The sequence below is a fragment of the Collimonas sp. genome, assembly GCF_035566555.1.
Taxonomy (GTDB): domain Bacteria; phylum Pseudomonadota; class Gammaproteobacteria; order Burkholderiales; family Burkholderiaceae_D; genus Collimonas.
The window spans coordinates 17,267-37,660 of sequence record NZ_DATMRB010000038.1; the positions used below are offsets into that span (position 1 = coordinate 17,267).

At 60.2% G+C, this 20,394-nt stretch carries 13 protein-coding genes; 6 read left to right on the forward strand and 7 right to left on the reverse strand.

The genetic code is table 11. From position 1 onward, the window contains the following. Nucleotides 1-52 precede the first annotated feature (52 nt). Complete coding sequence (locus VNZ65_RS05765) at nt 53-1,972, forward strand: DUF3300 domain-containing protein (RefSeq protein ID WP_325666962.1); 1,920 nt, start codon at nt 53-55, stop codon at nt 1,970-1,972. A gap of 110 nt (nt 1,973-2,082) precedes the next feature. Here VNZ65_RS05765 and ahpF read toward each other — a convergent pair whose 3' ends face one another. The 3 genes from ahpF to putA all read right to left on the reverse strand — a co-directional run bounded on the left by ahpF (nt 2,083) and on the right by putA (nt 8,484). After that, complete coding sequence (gene ahpF / locus VNZ65_RS05770) at nt 2,083-3,678, reverse strand: alkyl hydroperoxide reductase subunit F (RefSeq protein WP_325666964.1); 1,596 nt, start codon at nt 3,676-3,678, stop codon at nt 2,083-2,085. A gap of 88 nt (nt 3,679-3,766) precedes the next feature. Further along, nucleotides 3,767-4,330 (reverse strand): alkyl hydroperoxide reductase subunit C, encoded by a 564-nt coding sequence (ahpC, locus tag VNZ65_RS05775; protein ID WP_325666966.1) that lies wholly within the window; start codon nt 4,328-4,330, stop codon nt 3,767-3,769. 419 nt (nt 4,331-4,749) lie between these two features. Beyond that, nucleotides 4,750-8,484: a trifunctional transcriptional regulator/proline dehydrogenase/L-glutamate gamma-semialdehyde dehydrogenase gene (putA, locus tag VNZ65_RS05780; protein WP_325666968.1), complete on the reverse strand. Its 3,735-nt coding sequence runs from the start codon at nt 8,482-8,484 to the stop codon at nt 4,750-4,752. A gap of 288 nt (nt 8,485-8,772) precedes the next feature. On the opposite strand from putA, the gene VNZ65_RS05785 reads away from it, so the two are divergent. Together VNZ65_RS05785 and VNZ65_RS05790 are read left to right on the forward strand one after the other, a co-directional pair. After that, complete coding sequence (locus VNZ65_RS05785) at nt 8,773-9,231, forward strand: Lrp/AsnC ligand binding domain-containing protein (protein WP_061945582.1); 459 nt, start codon at nt 8,773-8,775, stop codon at nt 9,229-9,231. A gap of 115 nt (nt 9,232-9,346) precedes the next feature. Then, nucleotides 9,347-9,658 (forward strand): hypothetical protein, encoded by a 312-nt coding sequence (locus tag VNZ65_RS05790; protein WP_325666971.1) that lies wholly within the window; start codon nt 9,347-9,349, stop codon nt 9,656-9,658. 73 nt (nt 9,659-9,731) lie between these two features. Here the strand turns inward: VNZ65_RS05790 and VNZ65_RS05795 are convergent, their stop codons facing one another. Together VNZ65_RS05795 and VNZ65_RS05800 are read right to left on the reverse strand one after the other, a co-directional pair. Continuing rightward, entirely contained in the window at nt 9,732-11,789 is a 2,058-nt protein-coding gene (locus tag VNZ65_RS05795) for a DUF7024 domain-containing protein (protein ID WP_325666973.1), read from the reverse strand. Nucleotides 11,790-12,050: 261 nt separating this feature from the next. Further along, entirely contained in the window at nt 12,051-13,085 is a 1,035-nt protein-coding gene (locus VNZ65_RS05800; RefSeq protein WP_325666975.1) for a LacI family DNA-binding transcriptional regulator, read from the reverse strand. 381 nt (nt 13,086-13,466) lie between these two features. Here VNZ65_RS05800 and gntK point away from each other — a divergent pair, with 381 nt between their 5' ends. Continuing rightward, nucleotides 13,467-15,020: a gluconokinase gene (gene gntK, locus VNZ65_RS05805; RefSeq protein WP_325666977.1), complete on the forward strand. Its 1,554-nt coding sequence runs from the start codon at nt 13,467-13,469 to the stop codon at nt 15,018-15,020. Between the two features lie 87 nt (nt 15,021-15,107). Here the strand turns inward: gntK and VNZ65_RS05810 are convergent, their stop codons facing one another. Further along, the gene (locus tag VNZ65_RS05810; protein WP_061945593.1) at nt 15,108-16,073 is read right to left on the reverse strand and encodes a LysR family transcriptional regulator; all 966 of its coding nucleotides are present in this window, start codon (nt 16,071-16,073) and stop codon (nt 15,108-15,110) included. A 407-nt stretch (nt 16,074-16,480) separates the two neighbouring features. On the opposite strand from VNZ65_RS05810, the gene VNZ65_RS05815 reads away from it, so the two are divergent. Next, on the forward strand, nt 16,481-16,798 hold the full coding sequence (locus VNZ65_RS05815) for a hypothetical protein (RefSeq protein ID WP_325666980.1): 318 nt from the start codon (nt 16,481-16,483) through the stop codon (nt 16,796-16,798). A gap of 309 nt (nt 16,799-17,107) precedes the next feature. Here the strand turns inward: VNZ65_RS05815 and VNZ65_RS05820 are convergent, their stop codons facing one another. After that, nucleotides 17,108-18,973 (reverse strand): phosphoenolpyruvate carboxykinase (GTP), encoded by a 1,866-nt coding sequence (locus VNZ65_RS05820; protein ID WP_325666982.1) that lies wholly within the window; start codon nt 18,971-18,973, stop codon nt 17,108-17,110. Between the two features lie 362 nt (nt 18,974-19,335). On the opposite strand from VNZ65_RS05820, the gene VNZ65_RS05825 reads away from it, so the two are divergent. After that, the gene (locus VNZ65_RS05825; protein WP_325666984.1) at nt 19,336-20,325 is read left to right on the forward strand and encodes a D-2-hydroxyacid dehydrogenase family protein; all 990 of its coding nucleotides are present in this window, start codon (nt 19,336-19,338) and stop codon (nt 20,323-20,325) included. Nucleotides 20,326-20,394 lie beyond the last annotated feature (69 nt).

Sequence of the window (20,394 nt, forward strand, 5' to 3'; positions counted from 1 at the left end):
ACTGACGTGCTAGCTTGTAAACATCACCCATTCCCGTTGTCTGGAGCAAAAAATGAACAAGAATAAGAAACCAGTGTCGTTATTGCTTGGCGCTTCTGTTTGCGTAGCGCTGATGTCGCTCGCCGGCTGCGATAAAAAAACCGATGCCGGCGCGCCTGTTGCAGCGCCGGCCGCGCCGCAGGCGCAAGCCGCACCGGCCTATGTGCCGCCTACCGCCGATCAGCTGTACCAGCTGGTCGGACCGATTGCCCTGTTCCCGGACAAGCTGGTGGCGCAAGTGCTGGCCGCATCCAGCTATCCCGACCAGGTCACCGCGGCCGATAACTGGCTGGGCCAAAACAAGAACCTGAAAGGCACACAACTGCAGGACGCGGCCAACCAGCAGCCTTGGGACGTCAGCGTCAAGGGCTTGACGCAGTTCCCTAGCGTGCTGGACCAGATGGCGCACAATATTCCCTGGACCTCGGCGCTCGGTGATGCTTATGTCAACGATCCGACCGATGTCATGAATGCGATCCAGGTGATGCGCCAGCGCGCCGCCGCCAGCGGCAACCTGAAGAACAACAAACAGCAGCGCATCGCCACGACGCCGCGCGTGCAGGCAGCGCCGCCGATCGGTTACGCGCCGCCGCCCGGCGAGCCGGCCTACTACGACGGACCGGAAATGGTGCCGCCGCCGCCGGAAACCATCGTCATCGAACCGGCCGAACCGGACGTGGTCTACGTGCCAGCCTACAATCCGGGCGTGGTCTACGGCGAGCCGCAGCCGGTGTATCCGGGCTATTCCTATGAACCGCCGCCGGCTTACTACCCGCCAGGTGAAATCGTCACCGCAGGCGTGCTGACCTTCGGCCTGGGGATTGCCGTCGGCGCGCTGATCGAACATCACAACTGGGGCTGGAATTCCTGGGGCGTGCACTGGGGCGGCGATGGCGGCGGCGGCAACTGGCGCGGCGATGGCGACCGTGATCACGGCGGCTGGCACCGGCCGGCTGTGGTGTACAACAACAACACCTATGTGTCGCGTTCCACCACGATCGTCAACCGCGTGACCAACAATTACAACAACACTGTCATCAACAACAATAGCAATAACAATAACAATAACAACAATACCCGCAACAACTTTGCGCCAGGCCAGGCGAACAACCCGGCTTTCCCGAATGGCCGCCCGGGTGGCCAGCCGGGCAACGGCGTTGCCAATTTCAATACGGCGCGGCCGAATTTTGCCCCGCAAAACAATCCGCAACAGGTACGTCCCGGCCTGAATGCGGCACCGAATGCCGCCGCGCCGAGGCCGAACCACGGCCAGCCGGATTTCAGCAACATGACAAGGCCGAATTTCGGCCGGGCCGCGGAAGGCAAGCTCCCGCCGGGAGGACCGTCGGCCGCAGCGACTGCAAACCAGCTGGCGCGGCCAGGCTTCGTACATCCGGCGCCGAACCAGGCCGAGCCAGGCGGCGCGGGGCAGCATCCTGGCTTCGGCCAGCCCGGACAGAACGGCCGGCAGGTGCCCAACCAGCTGCAGCAAAACGCCTTGACCCACGTGCCTGCCGTGCCGAAGAATCTAGAGGAACGGCCGCCGGTCAACCTGAACCAGCATCCATTTGGCGACAACCAGCAGCGGCCGAATTTCGAGCGGCCGGCTGAAATGCCGAAACCGCAGCCGCAAAACGTGCAAAACCGGCCGCCGCAGCAGTTCGAGAACCGGCCTAACGGTGGCCAGATACATCCGGAAATGAATCGCCCCGCGCCCGCCCCGGCGCCAGCGTTTAACCGTCCGGAAGCGCGGCCACAACCGCAACCACAGCCACAGCCTATGGCCCGGCCTGAACCGCGCCCGCAACCGCAGCCTATGGCGCGACCTGAGCCGCGTCCGCAGCCACAGGCGCAAGCTCCGCATCCGGCGGCGCAGCCGCAAAATCACGAAGCTCATCGTGAGGGTGACAAGCACCCTGACGACCGCAAGTAATCTCGCCGAGAGCTGTTGATCAGGCTGGCGGCAACTGCAATGCCGTCATCCAAAAAAAAACTGGCTGAACCACGGTTCAGCCAGCTTTTTTTGCACTGCAAGCCAATGACTCAGGCGGTGGCAGTCTCGGCTTCGGCGGCGCTATCTTCTTCATCCGACACCGAACTGCGGATCAGGTGATCGAATGCGCTCAGCGACGCCTTGGCGCCCTCGCCGACCGCGATCACGATCTGCTTGAACGGCACGGTAGTGACGTCGCCGGCGGCGAACACGCCGGGGATCGAGGTCTGGCCCTTGGCGTCGACTTCGATTTCGCCATGGCGCGACAAGGCAATCGTGCCTTTCAGCCATTCGGTGTTCGGCACCAGGCCGATCTGCACGAACACGCCTTCCAGCTCGACCGTGTGCACGGCATCGCTCTTGCGGTCCTTGTAGACCAGGCCGTTGACTTTCTTGCTGTCGCCGGTGATTTCGGTGGTTTGCGCCGAAGTGATCACGGTGACGTTTTTCAGGCTATGCAGCTTGCGTTGCAGCACTGCATCGGCACGCAGCTCATCGCCGAATTCGATCAGCGTCACGTGCGACACCAGGCCAGCCAGGTCGATCGCCGCTTCCACGCCGGAGTTGCCGCCGCCGATCACCGCCACCCGCTTGCCCTTGAACAGCGGGCCGTCGCAGTGCGGGCAGTAGGCGACGCCGTGGTTACGGTATTCGCGTTCGCCCGGCACGTTGATTTCGCGCCAGCGGGCGCCAGTGGCCAGCACCACGGTCTTGCTTTTCAGCGAACCGCCGTTGGCCAGCTTGATTTCGATCAGCTTGCCGGGAATCAGGGCCGACGCCAGCTGTACATTCATGATGTCGACTTCGTAGCTCTTGACGTGCTGCTCCAGCGCAGTGGCGAATTTTGGCCCTTCGGTTTCCTGGACGGAGACGAAGTTTTCGATCGCCAGCGTATCCAGCACCTGGCCGCCGAAGCGTTCCGACACCACGCCGGTGCGGATGCCCTTGCGCGCGGCATAAATCGCCGCTGCCGCGCCGGCAGGGCCGCCGCCGACGATCAGCACGTCGTAAGGCGCCTTGGCGCTCAGTTCGACCGCCTTGCGGGCGCCGGCGCCGGTATCCAGCTTGGCGAGGATTTCTTCGACGCTGGTGCGGCCCTGGCCGAACACTTCGCCGTTGAGGTAAGTGGTTGGCACGGCCATGATTTCGCGTTTTTCCACTTCGTCCTGGAACAATGCGCCATCGATGGTGGACTGGCGGATGCGCGGATTGATCAGCGCCATCACGTTCAGGGCCTGCACGACTTCAGGGCAGTTCTGGCAAGACAGGGAAATATAGGTTTCGAATACATAATCGCCGTCCAGGTTGCGGATCTGCTCGATCACGGCTTCATCCAGTTTCACCGGGTGGCCGCCGACTTGCAGCAGGGCCAGCACCAGCGAAGTGAATTCGTGGCCCATTGGAATCGCGGCAAAGCGGATGCCGCTATCGACGCCTGGGCGATTGATGGAGAACGAGGGCTTGCGTTCCTTGTCGTCGCTGCGCTCGATCAGCGTGATGCGCTCCGACAGCGCCGTGATTTCCTGCAACAGCGCTTGCAGTTCACGAGACTTGTCACCGTTGTCCAGCGACGCAACGATCTCAATCGGTTGCACGATTTTTTCCAAATAGCTTTTCAATTGGGTTTTGAGATTTGCATCCAGCATGGCGGTTCCTTGCATTCGTGACAATAAATTTGGGGTGCTGCAGGTCCGGACACCGTTTGGCGTCCGGACCGTAAAACACTTGCGGGGATTAGATCTTGCCGACCAGGTCCAGCGATGGTGTCAGGGTTGCTTCGCCTTCTTTCCACTTGGCTGGGCAAACTTCACCTGGGTGAGATGCAACGTATTGCGCTGCCTTGACCTTGCGCAGCAGTTCCGACGCGTCGCGGCCGATGCCGTTGTCGTGGATTTCGTACAGCTTGATCAGGCCTTGTGGATTGATCACGAAGGTGCCGCGCAGCGCCAGGCCTTCTTCTTCGATCAGTACTTCAAAGTTGCGCGACAGCGTAGTAGTTGGATCGCCGATCAGCGGATATTTCACTTTCCGGATCGCGTCCGAGGTGTCGTGCCAGGCTTTGTGAGCGAAATGGGTATCGGTCGAGATACCGTAGATTTCCACGCCCAGCTTCTGGAATTCAGCGTAGTTGTCGGCCAGGTCTTCCAGTTCTGTCGGGCAGACGAAAGTGAAATCAGCTGGGTAGAAAACGAATACCGACCATTTGCCCTTCAGGGTTTCCTGGGTGACCGGCACGAACTTGCCGTTATGGAGAGCAGTTGCGGAGAATGGCTTAATGTGGGTATTAATCAAAGACATAGAATTTCCTTACTAAGGCTGGGTTGGAGAAGTCTAAAGAGCAACAATAAATGAGATTGGGGAATTTGTATAATTGATTTATTTTTCAATTTCAATTCGAAAAAACTATCAACAACAGATAAACGCATCCTTTATGCGTTTGCAGCAATGTTGGTGCAAAGAAGTTGCCAGACATGCATGAATCGCAGGTTTTTGCCGGATGCATTTCCCAATTAAATGATAACAGGCCCTCGCCGCGGCGATATTTTGACGCTCGGGTGATGCGCCGCAGCATCCGGCGAGCAGCGACGGCGGACGTGAATCAGCGTGTTGGAGAGCGGTGCAGCGGCTGACGGGCTAAAACGGCGATCCAAAAAAAGCAGGCTGAACCGAGGTTCAGCCTGCTTTTCATCGCCCGCGTCAAATGTGCATTACAGCATTCAAGCCTGCAAGGTCATCAGGCTGGCGTTGCCGCCGGCGGCCGTGGTGTTGACGCATACCGCGCGCTCCGCCAGCAAGCGCCAGAGCGGAATCGAGACGTACTCGGAGGTTTCCAGCAGCGGCACCAGCGCGCCCGACTTCTCGCTCAATGCCGTCAGCAAAGGGCGCAGGCGCCCGGTGCCGGCGCCATCCACCAGCGCCAGCTGCAAACGCGCGGCGCCGCTGTCGGCGTCGAGCTTGTCGATCATCCGGATGGCAGCGCGCACTGCTTTCGGCAAACCTTCCGGAATCATCGCCGCGGCTGCCGTTTCCACTACCGGGAAATTGCCGGTGGCGAACACCGCTGCCAGCTGGTTCAGCATGGCGCCGACATTGTCCGCACTGCACAAGATGGCGCCGCGTGGGGCAAACGACAGGCTGTTGCGCTCGCCGGTCGGGCCTGGCAGCACCAGCGAAGTGCCGAGCCAGCTGGCGTGCATGTATTCCTCGCCCAGCGCGGCGATGCGTTGATGGCCGTGGGTCTTGGCCCAGCCCAGCAAGGCTTGCAGGACCGGCGTATCGATTGCCGCGTCGGCGTTCGGCGCATGAATCGTGTGCGCGCCCAGCGACACCAGCGGATTGCGCTGCAGCCGCTTCAGGTACAAAGGGCCGCCGGCTTTGGGGCCGGTGCCGGATTTTCCTTCGCCGCCAAACGGCTGCACGCCGACCACGGCGCCGACGATATTGCGGTTGACGTAGATATTGCCGACGTGCGCATGGCCGACGATGTAATCGATGGTTTCATCGATGCGCGAATGGATCCCCAACGTCAGGCCGTAGCCGCTGCCGTTGATCGCTTCGATCAGCTGCGGCAGCTCGTTGCGGGCATAGCGCAAGACGTGCAGGACTGGCCCGAACACTTCACGCTTCAGCTCCGCCATGGAGCCGATTTCGATCAGGGTCGGCGCCACGAAAGTACCGTTGGCCTGTTCCGGCGGCAGCGGCAGCTGGAAAAAATCCTTGGCGGTGCCGCGCATTTTTTCTATATGCGCCAGCAGCTGGCCCTGGGCGTCGGCATCGATCACCGGGCCGATATCGGTCGCCAGGCGGTCCGGGCTGCCGACCCGCAATTCCTGCATGGCGCCCTTCAGCATATGCAAGGTGCGGTCGGCGATATCGTTTTGCAGGCACAGCACGCGCAAGGCCGAGCAGCGCTGGCCGGCGCTGTCGAAGGCGGAATTCAGCACGTCTTGCACCACTTGCTCGGGCAACGCGCTGGAATCCATGATCAGCGCGTTCTGGCCGCCGGTTTCGGCGATCAGCGGCAGGTCGACCGATTCTTCCAGCGAACGCTTGGCCAGCGTGCGGTTGATGATCTGCGCGACCTCGGTCGAACCGGTGAAAATCACACCCTTGACGCGCGCATCGGCGGTCAGCGTGGCGCCGACGGTATCGCCCTGTCCCGGCAGGAATTGCAAGGCCGCATGCGGCACGCCGGCTTCATGCATCAGCTGCACGGCGCGCGCGGCGATCAGCGGCGTCTGCTCAGCCGGCTTGGCCAGCACCACATTGCCGGCGGCCAGCGCGGCGCTGACTTCGCCGACAAAAATCGCCAGCGGGAAATTCCACGGGCTGATGCAGACTACCGGGCCCAGCGCCAGCGCGTTCTGGGTATGGCGGATCTGCGCCGCGTAGTAGCGCAGGAAATCGACCGCTTCGCGCACCTCAGCAATAGCGTTCGGCAGCGACTTTCCCGCTTCGCGGATCGCCAGCGCGATCAGTTCCATCTGGTTTTCTTCAAACAGGGCAGCCGAGCGATCCAGCTTGTCGGCGCGTTCCGCCGGCGGCAGGGTTTGCCAATCCATGGCGTAGACGCTGGCGGCGTGCAGGGCCTTGTCGACATCGGCCACGCTGGCTTCAATCACGCTGCCGACCACGTCGCGGTGGTCAGCGGGATTGAGCACCGGACGCGCCGCCTGGCTATACGCTTGCAGCTCGCCGAGCATCGGCGTGGCATGCCATTGCTGCTGGCCGAAAATCTGGAAAGCGCTGTCGATCTGGCGCAGCACTTCTTCATTGCTCAGATCGAGGCCGGCCGAATTCTTGCGCTCGGCGCCGAACATGGCCGGCGGCAAAGCAATCTGTGGATGCGGCTCGCCGCCCAGCTGCTGCGCGGCCTGCAGCGGATCGGCAATCAGCGAATCGATGGAGACATTCTCGTCGACGATCTGGTTGACGAAGGACGAATTGGCGCCGTTTTCCAGCAAGCGCCGCACCAGGTAAGCCAGCAAGGTCTGGTGCGAACCGACCGGTGCGTAGATGCGGCAAGGCTTGTCCAGCATGTCTTTGCCGACCACCTGGTCGTACAAGGTTTCGCCCATGCCGTGCAGGCACTGGAATTCGTAATCGGTGACGTTCTTTTCTTTCGCCCAGCTGTAGATGGTGGCCAGCGTATGCGCATTGTGCGTGGCGAACTGCGGATAGATGACGTCGGTTGCCGCGAGCAGTTTCTGGGCGCAGGTCAGGTAGGACACGTCGGTGTAAACCTTGCGGGTGTACACCGGGAAGCCAGGCAAGCCGTCGACCTGCGCGCGCTTGATTTCGGAGTCCCAGTAGGCGCCCTTGACCAGCCGCACCATGAACTTGCGGCCGCTGCGGCGCGCCAGGTCGACCAGGTAGTCGATCACGAAAGGACAGCGCTTCTGATAGCCTTGCACCACGAAACCGATGCCGTCGAAACCGGCCAGGTCAGGATCGAAGGCCAGCGCCTCCATCAGATCCAGCGACAGTTCCAGGCGATCCGCCTCTTCCGCATCGATGTTGAGGCCGATGTCGTATTGCTTGGCCAGCACCAGCAGCTGCTTCAGGCGCGGCAGCAGTTCCTGCATGGTGCGCTGGCGCTGGGCGCGCGAATAACGCGGATGCAGCGCCGACAATTTCACCGAGATGCCAGGACCCTGCTTGATGCCGCGTCCGGCCGACGCTTTGCCGATGGCGTGGATCGCGTCTTCATACGAACGATAGTAGGCCGCCGCATCTTCCTCGGTCAGCGCGGCTTCGCCCAGCATGTCGTAAGAGTAGCGGTAGCCGCGCTTTTCATTGTCGCGGCTGTTGCCGAGCGCTTCGGCGATGGTCTGGCCGGTGACGAACTGGTTGCCCAGCATGCGCATGGCGACATCCACGCCCTTGCGGATCAGCGGTTCGCCGCCGCGTCCGATCAGCTTGGTCAGCGCCGAGCCGAGGCCGCGTTCGCTGTTGGTGCTGACCAGCTTGCCGGTGATCAGCAAGCCCCAGGTCGCGGCATTGACGAACAGCGACGGCGATTCGCCCAGGTGGCTGCGCCAGTCGCCCTTGCTGATCTTGTCGGCGATCAGGCGGTCGGCGGTCTGGTGATCCGGGATACGCAACAGCGCTTCCGCCAGGCACATCAGGGCGACGCCCTCTTCCGACGACAGCGAAAACTCATGCATCAAGGCATCGACGCCGGAGGCGCGGGTGCGCTTTTCGCGCACCGACTGCACCAGCTTGCGCGCCAGCGTCTGGCTGGCGGCATGCGAGCTGGCGCTGGTCTGCACCTGGGACAGCAGCCATTGCACCGCCAGCGTCTCGTCGCGCCGATAGGCGGCGGTAATGGCGGCGCGCAGCGGCGTGGCGTCGGCCATCATTTCTGCGTGGAAGGCAGCGAAGGCAGTGCTGGATGCAACGTGGGAAGGGGTAGTGCTGGATGGCTGGGATGACGGCTGTAGCGGCGGCATGGCGTTGTCTCTGTAAGGGTATTTGTTTTGTCAACTTGCTATGGTTTCAAACAAGCGGCGACAGCGGGACCGCCCGCGCTTGTGGCGGCGGGAAATCCGGCATTGCAGCCCTGCGCCCGGTTTGCCGGGAAGCATTGTTTTGAATGACTTCATCGGCTTTCCAGGAAAGCCAAGATGTTCGATTGTAGGCGGCATCGGCATGGATTAATTCTGGTAATAATGGCTGCTATCAAAATTTTGTTATTGGTGAGAAAATTTAACCGAATAAAATTTTTCGGAAGATAGTGCATGCTTGACAAGATCAGCAAGAAAATCCTGGCGGAACTGCAAAACGATGGCCGCATCAGCAATGTCGACCTGTCGTCCCGCGTCAACCTGTCCCCCGCTGCCTGCCTGGAACGGGTGCGCAAGCTGCAGGAAGCCGGCTACATCTTGCACTACACCGCCCAGCTCAATCCACAGCTGCTGGACGTCGCCCTGCTGGTCTTCATCGAGGTGGTGCTGGACCGCACCACGCCGGAAGTATTCGAGGCCTTCAGCCAAAGCGTACAGATCATCCCCGAAGTGCTGGAATGCCACATGGTGGCCGGCGGTTTCGATTACCTGGTCAAGGCGCGCGTCAAGGACATGAACGCCTACCGCGAATTCCTCGGTAAATCGCTATTGCAGCTGAAGGGCGTGCGCGAGACGCACACCTATGCGGTAATGGAAGAGGTCAAGCACACCACCAAGCTGCCGATACGTTGAAAATACGCAGAAATAAGCCATAAGAACGCCAGGCTTCTGCGGCGAGCGCCGCGTCGATTGTCAAATGCAGCGTCATGATGGAAAATCCCCCGCATCGCCACCACGGAAAATGACCATGAACCGACTGATACTAGCGGCGGCGTGTTTCGCCGCGCTGCAAGGATGCACCGCCATGAATGAACCGCTCGCACCGCCGTCGGCCACCACCCACGCTGCCAGCTCTGGCGCGGGTTGCGCGGCTGACAAACAAGACGACAACGCGCTGGTCGGCAAGACCGAACAGGAAGCCACGGCCCTGCTGTCCGGCTGCGTCTGGCGCATCGGCGAGCGCGACGGCGAACAGTTCGCCGGCACCATGGATTACAACGAAGCGCGGCGTACGCTGAGGATTGCCGCCGGCAAGGTGACCTGGGTGCGGCGCGGTTAAGAAGAAAATGCTGCTGCTGCGGCACGGCCGGAATCATGAGCAGCTGCGTCGTGATCCCGGCTGAGGTTGTCGACTAATCGACTGCGGGAAGCAGTTTCAGCGATACCAGTCCCAATCCCAGGTTACGGCTGTCCGCGCTGAGTCCCAGTGAAGCCGGAGAGACTGGCTTTTCCACGTCAAATGCGATCTTGAGCAAGCCTTTGTCCTGTGTCAGCAGGTCGCCAGGAATTTTCAGCTTTCTCACGCTGTCGCCGGCGTCGAGGGGGTATTGATACTTGAAGGTATCCAGCTTCCGGCCATTGATCGAAACCGCAATATTCAATGCCGGATGTGCCGGCGCCAGAAATGCGCGAGAAGTAAATTCAAGCTCCAGGGATTGATTGTCCGCTGCAGGCGCCTGCATGATCAAAGTCGCGGTCTGCCCATCCGACCACCTGCCCCAATCTTCCGCCGCTGACCAGCCGTCCAGGACGAACTTGTCGCCTGCGCCATCCTTTGCAAATGCAACCGTTTCCCCACTCTGATAATTGGCGATTTCGGCGTGATAATCGATGGCATCCGCGCCCAGCCATTTATTTCTGCCGATATCGTATTGGCAAACGCCTTGCAGACTGTGGTTCCTGACGTAATTGCCCACACGATAGACATACATGGGCCTGTCTTCAAAGATCCAATCCGCGGGATTGAAGGTCGCAAAGCCGTTCAGCGCCGGAATGCCGAAAGTATCTGCCAGCAGCATCGCCTGGACATTCTGGCCGTATATGCTGGTGATGAAATCATTGGATTTCGGGACCGGATTGTGGACAAAGAAAGACCTGCAATCCTTGGGTGCCGGGGCTGCATTGCCCACTAGCGCCATATGTTTTTTCACATCCAGGCCGATTTCTTTTTGCGTATTGATCTGCCCGAAACAGACTAGCGTCAAGAGCAAGAGAATCGGGATTCTGGCTTTCTGAAATAAATTCCACAGGCTGGAAAAATAAACAGCGATCAGCACTGAAACGGGGAAAGCCAGGAAAATATAGAACCTGGCGATGACCCGCAAACCGCGCCCGCCCGGGATCAATGAACGCACGAAGAACCACAGCGAGTGGCCCGAAAACGAGAGCGGCAACAGCATGGCAACCAAGGTAGCGCAGGCGAGCACCTTGAACCATAGTGGACTGGCTCGAGATTTTTTCAAGATCAAGGCAAAGATGATGACTGCCGACAGGATGAAAACATCCGGCGTGAACCCGACCTGGAATTCGCCTGGCCGCCACATCCCTGGGAAGCGCTGGTCGAAAAACTCAAAGACACGTCCCCACAGCAGGCTGCCTTTGCCATAGTTGAGCATGTCGGCAAGATGCAGGCTGTAAAAAATCTGGCTGCCGTAACCCTGGCCGCCGGTCTCCTTCAGCTTCGGCAAGTAGACATACAGGAAGGGAGCGATCGCCAGCAGGAAAACCAGCAGGACGAACGCCAGCTGGTATTTTGCAGACAGGGCAAGCTTGAAAAATTCTTTTACTTTCTGGAAGTCGTGGCAGGCATAGCAAGCGACATAAACGATGACAAACAAACCGAAAAACCACGCCATGTAGAAACCGGTGATCAGCAGGGCGCCATACATGAGGGAAAAGGCCGCGCCGTACAGCAGCATGGCTTTCTTTTGCTGTGCAAAAACGCTGCGCACCGCTTCCAGCAGAAGCACCGCCAGCAAGGGCACAAAGCCGACGCTGAACAGCTGGCCGTGATAGGCGTGTATCGAGGAATTGATAAACAAGGTGAACAAGGCGGCGCCCAGCAGCGCCACGATATTCTTTTGCTGCAGGCGTCCCAGGAAGACGGCCATGGAAACGAAGCCGATCGCCTTGACCGTCATGTGCACAAGTTCCTGCGTCACCAGCAGATCGAAACCCAGCAAGCGGTACGGAATGCCGATCAGGCCATAGAGAAAATAGCCGTCGTTATAGCCGAGCACATCCTGGTAGGGATAAAAATACTGAGGCTGGTTCCAGATCTGGCTGGATTCGAAAACGTGATACCAGTGAGACACCAGGACAGCTTCAATCACGGCATCGTAGTCGCCGCCGAAGGTCCAGGAAAAATGGGAATTGATTTGCTGGTAGAAGAAGATATAGATGGATAGCATGCCGGCTGCTATCAGGAGGAAGTAATAACTTGTCTCTTGCGCGGGGTTTTTCAGATTCTTCATCAATATAGAGTGTCCGTATATCTATCGCATCCAGAGAGCTGACCGCCATGCCGATGGCGGCCATGCTCGGGTTTTACTTATACCCGACAGCGGAAGGTTCTGGCAATTTTGTAATCAACAAGAATGCGCCCGGAGCGGCGGCGGCCAAGTGACGAGATAGGACTTGGAAATGCGGCCAGTGCGGGCCGCATGGCATGCTCAGGTACTGCTGCGTATCGCCAGCCTGAAACCAAGATCGACGCTGGTTTTTTCCACCGCTTCGCGCCGCAGCATCTTGATCAGCAGCTGGGCGGCGGTGAAGCCGATGTCGTAGCGCGGCGTGACGATGGTGGTGATGCCGGGATTGGCGTAGGCCGACCAGGGCAAATCGTTGAAGCCGGCGATCGCCATCTGGCCGGGGACCGAGAGGCCGCGGCGCTGGCATTCGAACAGCACGCCCAGCGCAAGGTCGTCGTTGCAGCAGAATATCGCATCGCATGCCGGGGTCTGCTGCAGGATCTGGCCCAGCATCTTGGTGCCGAGTTCCACTGTCGACGGCGCCGGCGTCAGGACTTCGATGTCGGTCGCCAAGCCGGCTTCGGCCAGTGCGCGGCGATAGCCGTGGCGCCGCTTCATCATGCGCGGATCGAGCTGGGCGCCGAGGAAGCCGGGATGGCGGTAGCCGCGTTCGATCAGGTGGCGGGCGATGCTGTAGCCCGCTTCTTCATGCGAAAAGCCGACCGTGACGTCGCTGCCTTGCGGATCGATATCGAACATGCGCACTGCCGGCACGTTGTGCGCCGCCAGCTGCTCGCGCAGCGCATCCTGCTGCTCTATGCCGCTCAACAGGAAGCCGTCCGGCGCATGCGCCAGGTAAGTGCTGATCAGCTGGCTTTCCTTGTCCGCCGAATAGCCGCTTTCGCCGATCAGGAATTTATAGCCGTGCTGGTTCAGGCTGTCGCGGATGCCGGTCAGGGTTTCCACGAATACCGAGTTGCTGAGCGACGGCACGATGACGCCGATCACTTGCGATTTGGCCGAAGCCAGCGTGCTGGCTGCCTGGTTCGGCACATAGCCGAGCTGCTTGATGGCGGCGCTGATGCGCTCGCGCGCTTCCAGCTGCACCAGGGCCGGTGTTTTCAGCGCCCGCGATACCGTCATCGGACTGACGCGCGCCAGCCGCGCGACGTCCACGATAGTGACCCTGCCGCTGGCGCGGCTATGGCGTTGTTGCTTGATTTCCGGGCTGTTCATGGATGATGGGAAGGTTAAGGTCTCTATGCACTTGGCGTATCGCCAGTGGTTTTTGTTTATTGTCGGTAGCCTGCCTGCTTGATCTGCGTCGGGCGGCGGATCGCGTCTGCGGATTTTGTCCGCAAATCTTGTCCATTTAGCCAGCCCGTCCAATGTTACACGCAAGCCGTACCGCGTTGTTATGGTTTCCTTGGAGTAAGGATACTAGCTGCGCAGGCACTCTTCCCCAGGAGTTACTTGAAGATACAATGTTAGCGCTAACATCTGTTGTATCATCGCTGCCTTCGGCAAGCGCGGCACAAGTACTACAATTGGGCAGTCGAGCCCGGCGCAGGCCGGCTCCTGCCGTCTAGCCACTATCCATAGATCAAGAGGACGTTCATGCAGCAGCCAGAATACATGCTCGGCGTAGATATCGGCACCACCAGCACCAAGGCGGTGCTGTTTACCACTCAAGGGCGGATCGTGGCGCAGCACGCGGTGGAATATCCGCTGCTATGCACGACGCCGGGCATGGCTGAGCAGGATCCCGAACAGATCTATCAAGCCGTGCTGGCTGCGATCAGCAAGGCCGTCAGCACCGGCCGTGCCGAACCTGGCCAGATCGCGCTGGTGTCGTTCAGCGCCGCCATGCATAGCGTGATTGCAGTGGACCAGGACGGCAAGCTGCTCAGCAACAGCATTACCTGGGCCGACAACCGCGCCGGCGCCTGGGCCAACCGCATCCGTGACGAGCTGGACGGCCACCAGATCTATCTGCGTACCGGCACGCCTATCCATCCGATGTCGCCGCTGTGCAAGATCATGTGGCTGCGGCACGACCAGCCAGAACTGTTCGCGCGCAGCGCGCGTTTTGTCGGCATGAAAGAGTACGTGCTGTTCCGCCTGTTCGGCGCCTGGCTGGTCGATCATTCGATCGCCTCCGCCACCGGCATGTTCAACCTGCAACAGCTGGACTGGGACCAAGGCGCGCTACGCATGCTCGGCATCAGCCCGGCGCAATTGTCGACGCTGGTGCCGACCACCCATCACCTGAGCGGCCTGGCGCCTGCAGTGGCGCAGCAGCTCGGCCTGGCGCCGGCGACGCCGTTCGTGATCGGCGCCAACGACGGCGTCCTTTCCAACCTCGGCGTCAATGCCATCGGTCCCGGCCAGGTAGCAGTCACCATCGGCACCTCCGGGGCGATGCGGACCGTCATCGACAAGCCGCTGACCGATCCCGCCGGCCGCACCTTCTGCTATGCCCTGACCGCCAAGCATTGGGTGGTCGGCGGTCCCACCAACAATGGCGGCAGTATTTTCCACTGGGTGCGCGAGGAGCTGGCGACGGCCGAGTCCGCCGCCGCCAAGGAGGCCGGGCACGATCCTTACGATGCCTTGACCAAGATTGCCGAGGGCGTGCGCGCCGGCGCAGAAGGATTGCTGTTCCATCCCTACCTGGCGGGCGAGCGCGCGCCCTTGTGGAACGCCGACGCGCGCGGTTCGTATTTCGGCCTGGCGACGCACCACGGCAAGCCGCACATGATCCGCGCCGCGCTGGAAGGCGTGATATTCAGCCTGTACAGCATTTTGCCAGCAGTGGAAGACTTGATCGGGCCGACCACCCACATGATGGCGACCGGCGGCTTCGCCCGCTCGGCCTTGTGGCGGCAGATGATGGCGGATATTTTCGAACGTGAAGTGGTAGTGCCGGAAAGCGTTGAGTCGTCTTGCCTGGGCGCCGCCGTGCTCGGCCTGTATGCGCTGGGCAAAGTCGATTCGCTGGACGTCATCGGCGCCATGGTCGGCTCCACTCACCGGCATGTGCCGATTCCCGAGAACGTGGCGCTGTACCGCCGCCTGTGGCCGATCTATGCGGCGATTCCGAAACTGCTGGAGCAGCAGTACCGGCAACTCTCGCAGTTCCAGCGTGAAACCGCGGTCACGTCGTCTTGAACCGTAGGGTGGGCAAGCTCTTTTGCCCACGCGGATAACCGGTTCGCGACTCCGCGTGGGCACAAATAGCTGCCCACCCTACCGTTCTTAATCTTCGTCTTCCGGATCGATCAGGTTGAATTTCTCATGCGCGGTTTCGCTCAAGTGGCCGCGCAGCCATTTATGCGCCGGATTGCGCGCATCGCGTTCATGCCACAGCATGTCGACATGCACCGCTGGCGTCGGAAACGGTAGCTCGCGCGCCACCAGCACGTCGGTCATGCCGGTGGCGCCGATCAGGTGGCGCGGCAGCACGGTCAGCAGATCGGAACTGGCGACCACCCGGCCGGCGGTGAAGAACTGGTTGACGGTCAGCAGGATGCGGCGCTCGCGTCCCATCGCCGCCAGGGTTTCGTCGATCAAGCCATGGGCGCGGCCGGAAAAGCTCACCAGCAAGTGATGCGAAGCGCAGTAGTTATCCAGCGTCAGCACCTGGTTCGCCAGCGGATGGTTCTTGTGCATCACGCACACGTATTCGCCGGTGTACAGGCGCTCATGGTGTATCGGCGAGGCGCTGGTGGTCTGGCCGCCGGCCAGTTGCGCCGCCACACCCGGGAAAAAGCCCACCGCGAGGTCGACATCGCCGCGCAGCAGCATCTGGCGCGGATCGCGGGTGGTCAGCGGCACCATGCGGATGTTCATTTGCGGTGCATTGCGTTCGATGGTGCGCACCAGCGCGGGCAGCCACAGCGCTGCGGTGGCGTCCGCCATCGCCATCTGGAAGGTGGTGTGGGCGCGCGAGACGTCGAAAGTCTCCGGCGTGATGGCGGTTTCCAGGTCAGTCAGGGCGCGCCGTACTACCGGCCACAGTTCTTCCGCATGCTGGGTCGGCTTGACGCCATGTGCGGTGCGGATCAGCAATTCATCGTTGAGCGTGTCGCGCAGGCGCTTCAGGGCGTTCGATACCGCCGGCTGCGTCATCGCCAGGCGGCTGGCGGCGCGTGTCAGGTTTTGCTCGGTCATGACTGCGTCGAAGACGCGCAGCAAGTTCAAATCAAGCGTTAGAAAGCTCATGTCTGGAATTAGTGGGTTGATTGTTTTTGGTTAATTTTTTTGGCTGGCCAGGCCGCGGAAATTATTTGCTCCGCAAGAAATATTCACAGATTCTATAACTGTTATATGAAAGCGCAATGACAGAATTCAAGATGCACCAGAATATTGCGTTGCCGCATAACCTTCTTATCAGATTAAATTATGTCTGATATATAAAATGGTTTCCATGAGGAAAATCAAGAAAATCGAATTCTCCCTCCATAAGCTTCATATTACACACATTGAATAGATAAGGAAGGCGCCAGGATTTCCCCCAGGGTGCGCTCATTATTCGTCGAACACATAACTGATATCCAAAATCAAAATTGGCGGCATGTTCAGGCAATCAATATACTGCAATGCAACAACATCATTGAAACGTAGTCAGTATGTCTTTATTCGCTTTTGCTCTGCCAGCCGAAATGGCCCTGTTCGATGCATCGGCGCTGCTTGCAGCCGCTGCAACCGCGCTCCGGTCCTTGCTGGGTTTAGGCGCACTGGCGACCTTGATGGTGGTTTTCAAGCCGCTCTGGATAGGGATCTTGCGTGCAGCCTTGATACTGATCAAGCCGCGCAAATCGCTGGAACAGCGGATCGCCCGTAGCAAGTTCAAAGGGCAGCAATTGATGCGCCGCCTGGCTAATGACCAGGCCGTCAGCCAGCCTAACCTGGCCGCCGAACTGCGCATGCTGGCTGGCCGCGATTAACCTTAAGGAGTTCGCCATGCACCAATACATTTATCACGACGAAGACGGCTTCCCGACTTTTGCAGTCATGCAATGGCTGCGCGCCCAAGTCAGCCGCGTGCTGGCCTGGATGGGCCTGAACGGCCTGTAATACGCCGCATCCGGCTGTACGGTTTTTAGATTTTTTGACGTCTCCTCTTTCCTGCGATGGAAGGATTCGCCCTGCTGCCTATGTGACAGCAGGGATTTTTTTGACCGGAACTGACGCCGCACGCAGCATAAAAAAACGCCCGCATATTGCGGGCGTTTTTGTTTTGCGGCACGGCAGCCTTATTCAGCCAGGCGTTTTTCCAGCGCTTGCTTCACATCGGCCAGCTGTTGCGGCAGATGGTATTTCAGCTTCTCGAACAGTTCCGTGTGCAGCGCCGTCTCGGCCTGCCAGGCAGCCTTGTCGATCGCAGTGATGGTATTGAACTGCTGTTCGCTGAAGTCCAATCCTTCCCAGCTCAGGTCGGCATAGCGCGGGGTGACGCCGAACAGATGTTCGACGCCGCCAGCGCTGGCCGCGCTGGCGCTGTCCAGCCGCTCCAGCATCCATTTCAGCACGCGCATGTTGTCGCCGAAGCCAGGCCAGACGAACTTGCCGTCGGCGCCGGTGCGGAACCAGTTGACGCAGAAAATCTTCGGCAACTCGGCCTTGCCTGCCAGTTTCTCGCCCAGGCTCAGCCAGTGCTGGAAGTAGTCGCTCATGTTGTAGCCGATGAACGGCAGCATGGCGAACGGATCGCGGCGCACGATGCCTTGCTGGCCGGCGGCCGCTGCGGTGGTTTCCGAACCCATGGTGGCCGCCATGTAGACGCCTTCCACCCAGTTGCGGGCTTCCGTCACCAGCGGCACGGTAGTGGAGCGGCGGCCGCCGAAGATGAAAGCCGAGATCGGCACGCCGGCCGGATCGTCCCAGGCAGCGTCGATCACTGGATTCTGGGTAGCCGCAACGGTAAAGCGGGCATTCGGATGGGCTGCCTTGGCGCCGCTTTCCTTGGCGATGGCCGGCGTCCAGTCCTTGCCTTGCCAGTCGATCAGATGCGCCGGCGCTTCCTTGCTCATGCCTTCCCACCAGACATCGCCGTCGTCGGTCAGGGCGACGTTGGTGAAGATGGTGTTTTCGCGCATCGACGCCATGCAGTTGAAGTTGGTCTTGTCGTTGGTGCCGGGAGCGACGCCGAAATAGCCGGCTTCCGGATTGATCGCGTACAGGCGGCCGTCGGCGCCCGGCTTGATCCAGGCGATGTCGTCGCCGATGGTGGTGACTTTCCAGCCTTCGAAACCGGCCGGCGGAATCAGCATGGCGAAATTGGTCTTGCCGCAGGCGGACGGGAAAGCCGCTGCCACGTAATGCTTCTTGCCGGCAGGGGATTCAACGCCAAGGATCAGCATGTGTTCTGCCAGCCAGCCCTGGTCGCGGCCCATGGTGGAAGCGATGCGCAAGGCGAAGCACTTCTTGCCGAGCAGGGCGTTGCCGCCGTAGCCGGAACCGTAGGACCAGATCTCGCGGGTTTCCGGATAGTGGACGATGTACTTGGTCGGGTTGCATGGCCATGCCACGTCTTTCTGGCCGGCTGCCAGCGGTGCGCCGACGCTGTGCACGCAGGGCACGAAGTCGCCGTCGCTGCCGAGCACGTCATAAACTGCCTTGCCCATGCGTGTCATGATGCGCATGTTGACGGCAACGTAAGGCGAGTCGGACAGTTCGACGCCGATGTGTGCAATCGGCGAACCCAGCGGGCCCATCGAGAACGGCACCACGTACATGGTGCGGCCTTGCATGCAGCCGTCGAACAGGCCATGCAGGGTGTTGCGCATTTCCGCGGGATCGGTCCAGTTGTTGGTCGGGCCGGCGTCTTCCTTCTGCGCGGAACAGATGAAGGTGCGGTCTTCCACCCGCGCCACGTCCGACGGATCGGAGCAGGCCAGGTAGCTGTTCGGACGCTTTTCCTGGTTGAGTTTTTTCATGGTGCCGGCAGCGACCATTTCGCTGCACAAGCGGTCGTATTCGGCTTGCGAGCCGTCGCACCAGTAGATACGCTCCGGCTTGGTCAGGGCCGCGACTTCGGCGACCCAGCTGATCAGCTTTTGCTGTTTGACATAGGCCGGCGCATTAAGTGTGGCGATGCCACCCATACGGGGTTGATTCATGACTACTTACCTCCAATACCAATAAAGAAATCTGCTGTTGCCTGCCCGGGGGAGCCGCGGAAAGGATCGCGGAACACGGCCGGCTGGCGGAATGCGTTGCGCTCACTGCGAGCGGCAAAAAATGAAATAATGCTCAGGTCTCAGATAACGATCAGTACCCGGTTTTATTGCTGCCAAAGGCGGCACACCGCGGCCTGAAGTTGTTTATTTTATGTACATTGTGGTGGAAAAGTCGGCCGATTGTACACCCGATTTGTAGTGAAAATGACCAACTATTGTAGTAAGGTATTTCCCGTTTTCCGGATGCTGTTGCTTTATTACGCGACAGCCGTTTTTTCACCGTTTTTGATTGAAAAACCGCTATGAAAATTGCCGTACTGGATGATTATCAGGATTGCGTCCGCCATCTCGACTGCTTCAAGCTGTTGGATGGCCACGAAGTCAAAGTGTTCAACAATTCTGCTCGCGGCCTGGGCCAGCTGGCGATACGCCTGGCCGATTTCGAGGCCCTGGTGCTGATCCGCGAACGCAGCAGTTTTTCCAAGGCCTTGCTGCAAAAATTGCCGAAGCTGAAACTGATCTCGCAAACCGGCAAAGTCAGCGGCCATATCGATGTCGAAGCCGCCACCGCGGCCGGCATTGCCATCGTCGAGGGCGTCGGCGATCCGACCGCGCCTGCCGAACTGACCTGGGCCCTGATCATGGCCGCCAGCCGCCGCATCCCGCGCTACGTCAGCAATCTGCAGGAAGGACAATGGCAATCGGTCTCGGCCCTGCCGCAAAACAATGTGCTGGGCACCGTGCTCAAGGGGCGCACGCTGGCGATCTGGGGTTATGGAAAAATCGGCCGCATGGTTGCCGGCTATGGCAAGGCGTTCGGCATGCGGGTACTGGTCTGGGGGCGCGACGCCAGCCGTGCCGCCGCGCTGGCGGACGGCTATCAGGCCGCAGAATCGAAACAGCAGTTTTTCGCCGAAGCGGATGTGCTGAGCCTGCATCTGCGCCTGAACGACGCCACCCGCGGCATCGTTGAAGCCGCCAACCTGGCGCAGATGAAAGCAAGCGCGATTTTCGTCAACACCAGCCGCGCCGAACTGGTGGCGGAAGGCGCTCTGCTGCCGGCCCTGCAGCAAGGGCGGCCCGGCTATGCGGCGCTGGACGTGTATGAAACCGAGCCGCTGGCGCCGGATTCGCCGCTGCTCAGGATGGAGAATGTGCTGGCTTCGCCGCATCTCGGTTATGTGGAAAAGGACAGCTATGAGCTGTACTTCCGCGCGGCTTTCCAGAATGTGGTCGAGTTCGCCAAGGGCACGCCGAAGAATGTCTTGAACCCGGACGCGCTGCTGCCGTAGGGTGGGCACAACGTGCCCACGCGTGACGGTTGAGCTGCATGGACGGTAGAGGTGCGCAGGTCACGCCTG

What these genes read in the sequence shown, in the direction of transcription:
- VNZ65_RS05820 (WP_325666982.1), bottom strand. Translation starts at nt 18,973, where the DNA reads ATGAATCAACCCCGTATGGGTGGCATCGCCACACTTAATGCGCCGGCC.
- putA (WP_325666968.1), bottom strand. Translation starts at nt 8,484, where the DNA reads ATGCCGCCGCTACAGCCGTCATCCCAGCCATCCAGCACTACCCCTTCC.
- VNZ65_RS05825 (WP_325666984.1), top strand. Translation starts at nt 19,336, where the DNA reads ATGAAAATTGCCGTACTGGATGATTATCAGGATTGCGTCCGCCATCTC.
- gntK (WP_325666977.1), top strand. Translation starts at nt 13,467, where the DNA reads ATGCAGCAGCCAGAATACATGCTCGGCGTAGATATCGGCACCACCAGC.
- VNZ65_RS05815 (WP_325666980.1), top strand. Translation starts at nt 16,481, where the DNA reads ATGTCTTTATTCGCTTTTGCTCTGCCAGCCGAAATGGCCCTGTTCGAT.
- VNZ65_RS05810 (WP_061945593.1), bottom strand. Translation starts at nt 16,073, where the DNA reads ATGAGCTTTCTAACGCTTGATTTGAACTTGCTGCGCGTCTTCGACGCA.
- VNZ65_RS05785 (WP_061945582.1), top strand. Translation starts at nt 8,773, where the DNA reads ATGCTTGACAAGATCAGCAAGAAAATCCTGGCGGAACTGCAAAACGAT.
- VNZ65_RS05790 (WP_325666971.1), top strand. Translation starts at nt 9,347, where the DNA reads ATGAACCGACTGATACTAGCGGCGGCGTGTTTCGCCGCGCTGCAAGGA.
- ahpC (WP_325666966.1), bottom strand. Translation starts at nt 4,330, where the DNA reads ATGTCTTTGATTAATACCCACATTAAGCCATTCTCCGCAACTGCTCTC.
- VNZ65_RS05800 (WP_325666975.1), bottom strand. Translation starts at nt 13,085, where the DNA reads ATGAACAGCCCGGAAATCAAGCAACAACGCCATAGCCGCGCCAGCGGC.
- VNZ65_RS05765 (WP_325666962.1), top strand. Translation starts at nt 53, where the DNA reads ATGAACAAGAATAAGAAACCAGTGTCGTTATTGCTTGGCGCTTCTGTT.
- VNZ65_RS05795 (WP_325666973.1), bottom strand. Translation starts at nt 11,789, where the DNA reads ATGCTATCCATCTATATCTTCTTCTACCAGCAAATCAATTCCCATTTT.
- ahpF (WP_325666964.1), bottom strand. Translation starts at nt 3,678, where the DNA reads ATGCTGGATGCAAATCTCAAAACCCAATTGAAAAGCTATTTGGAAAAA.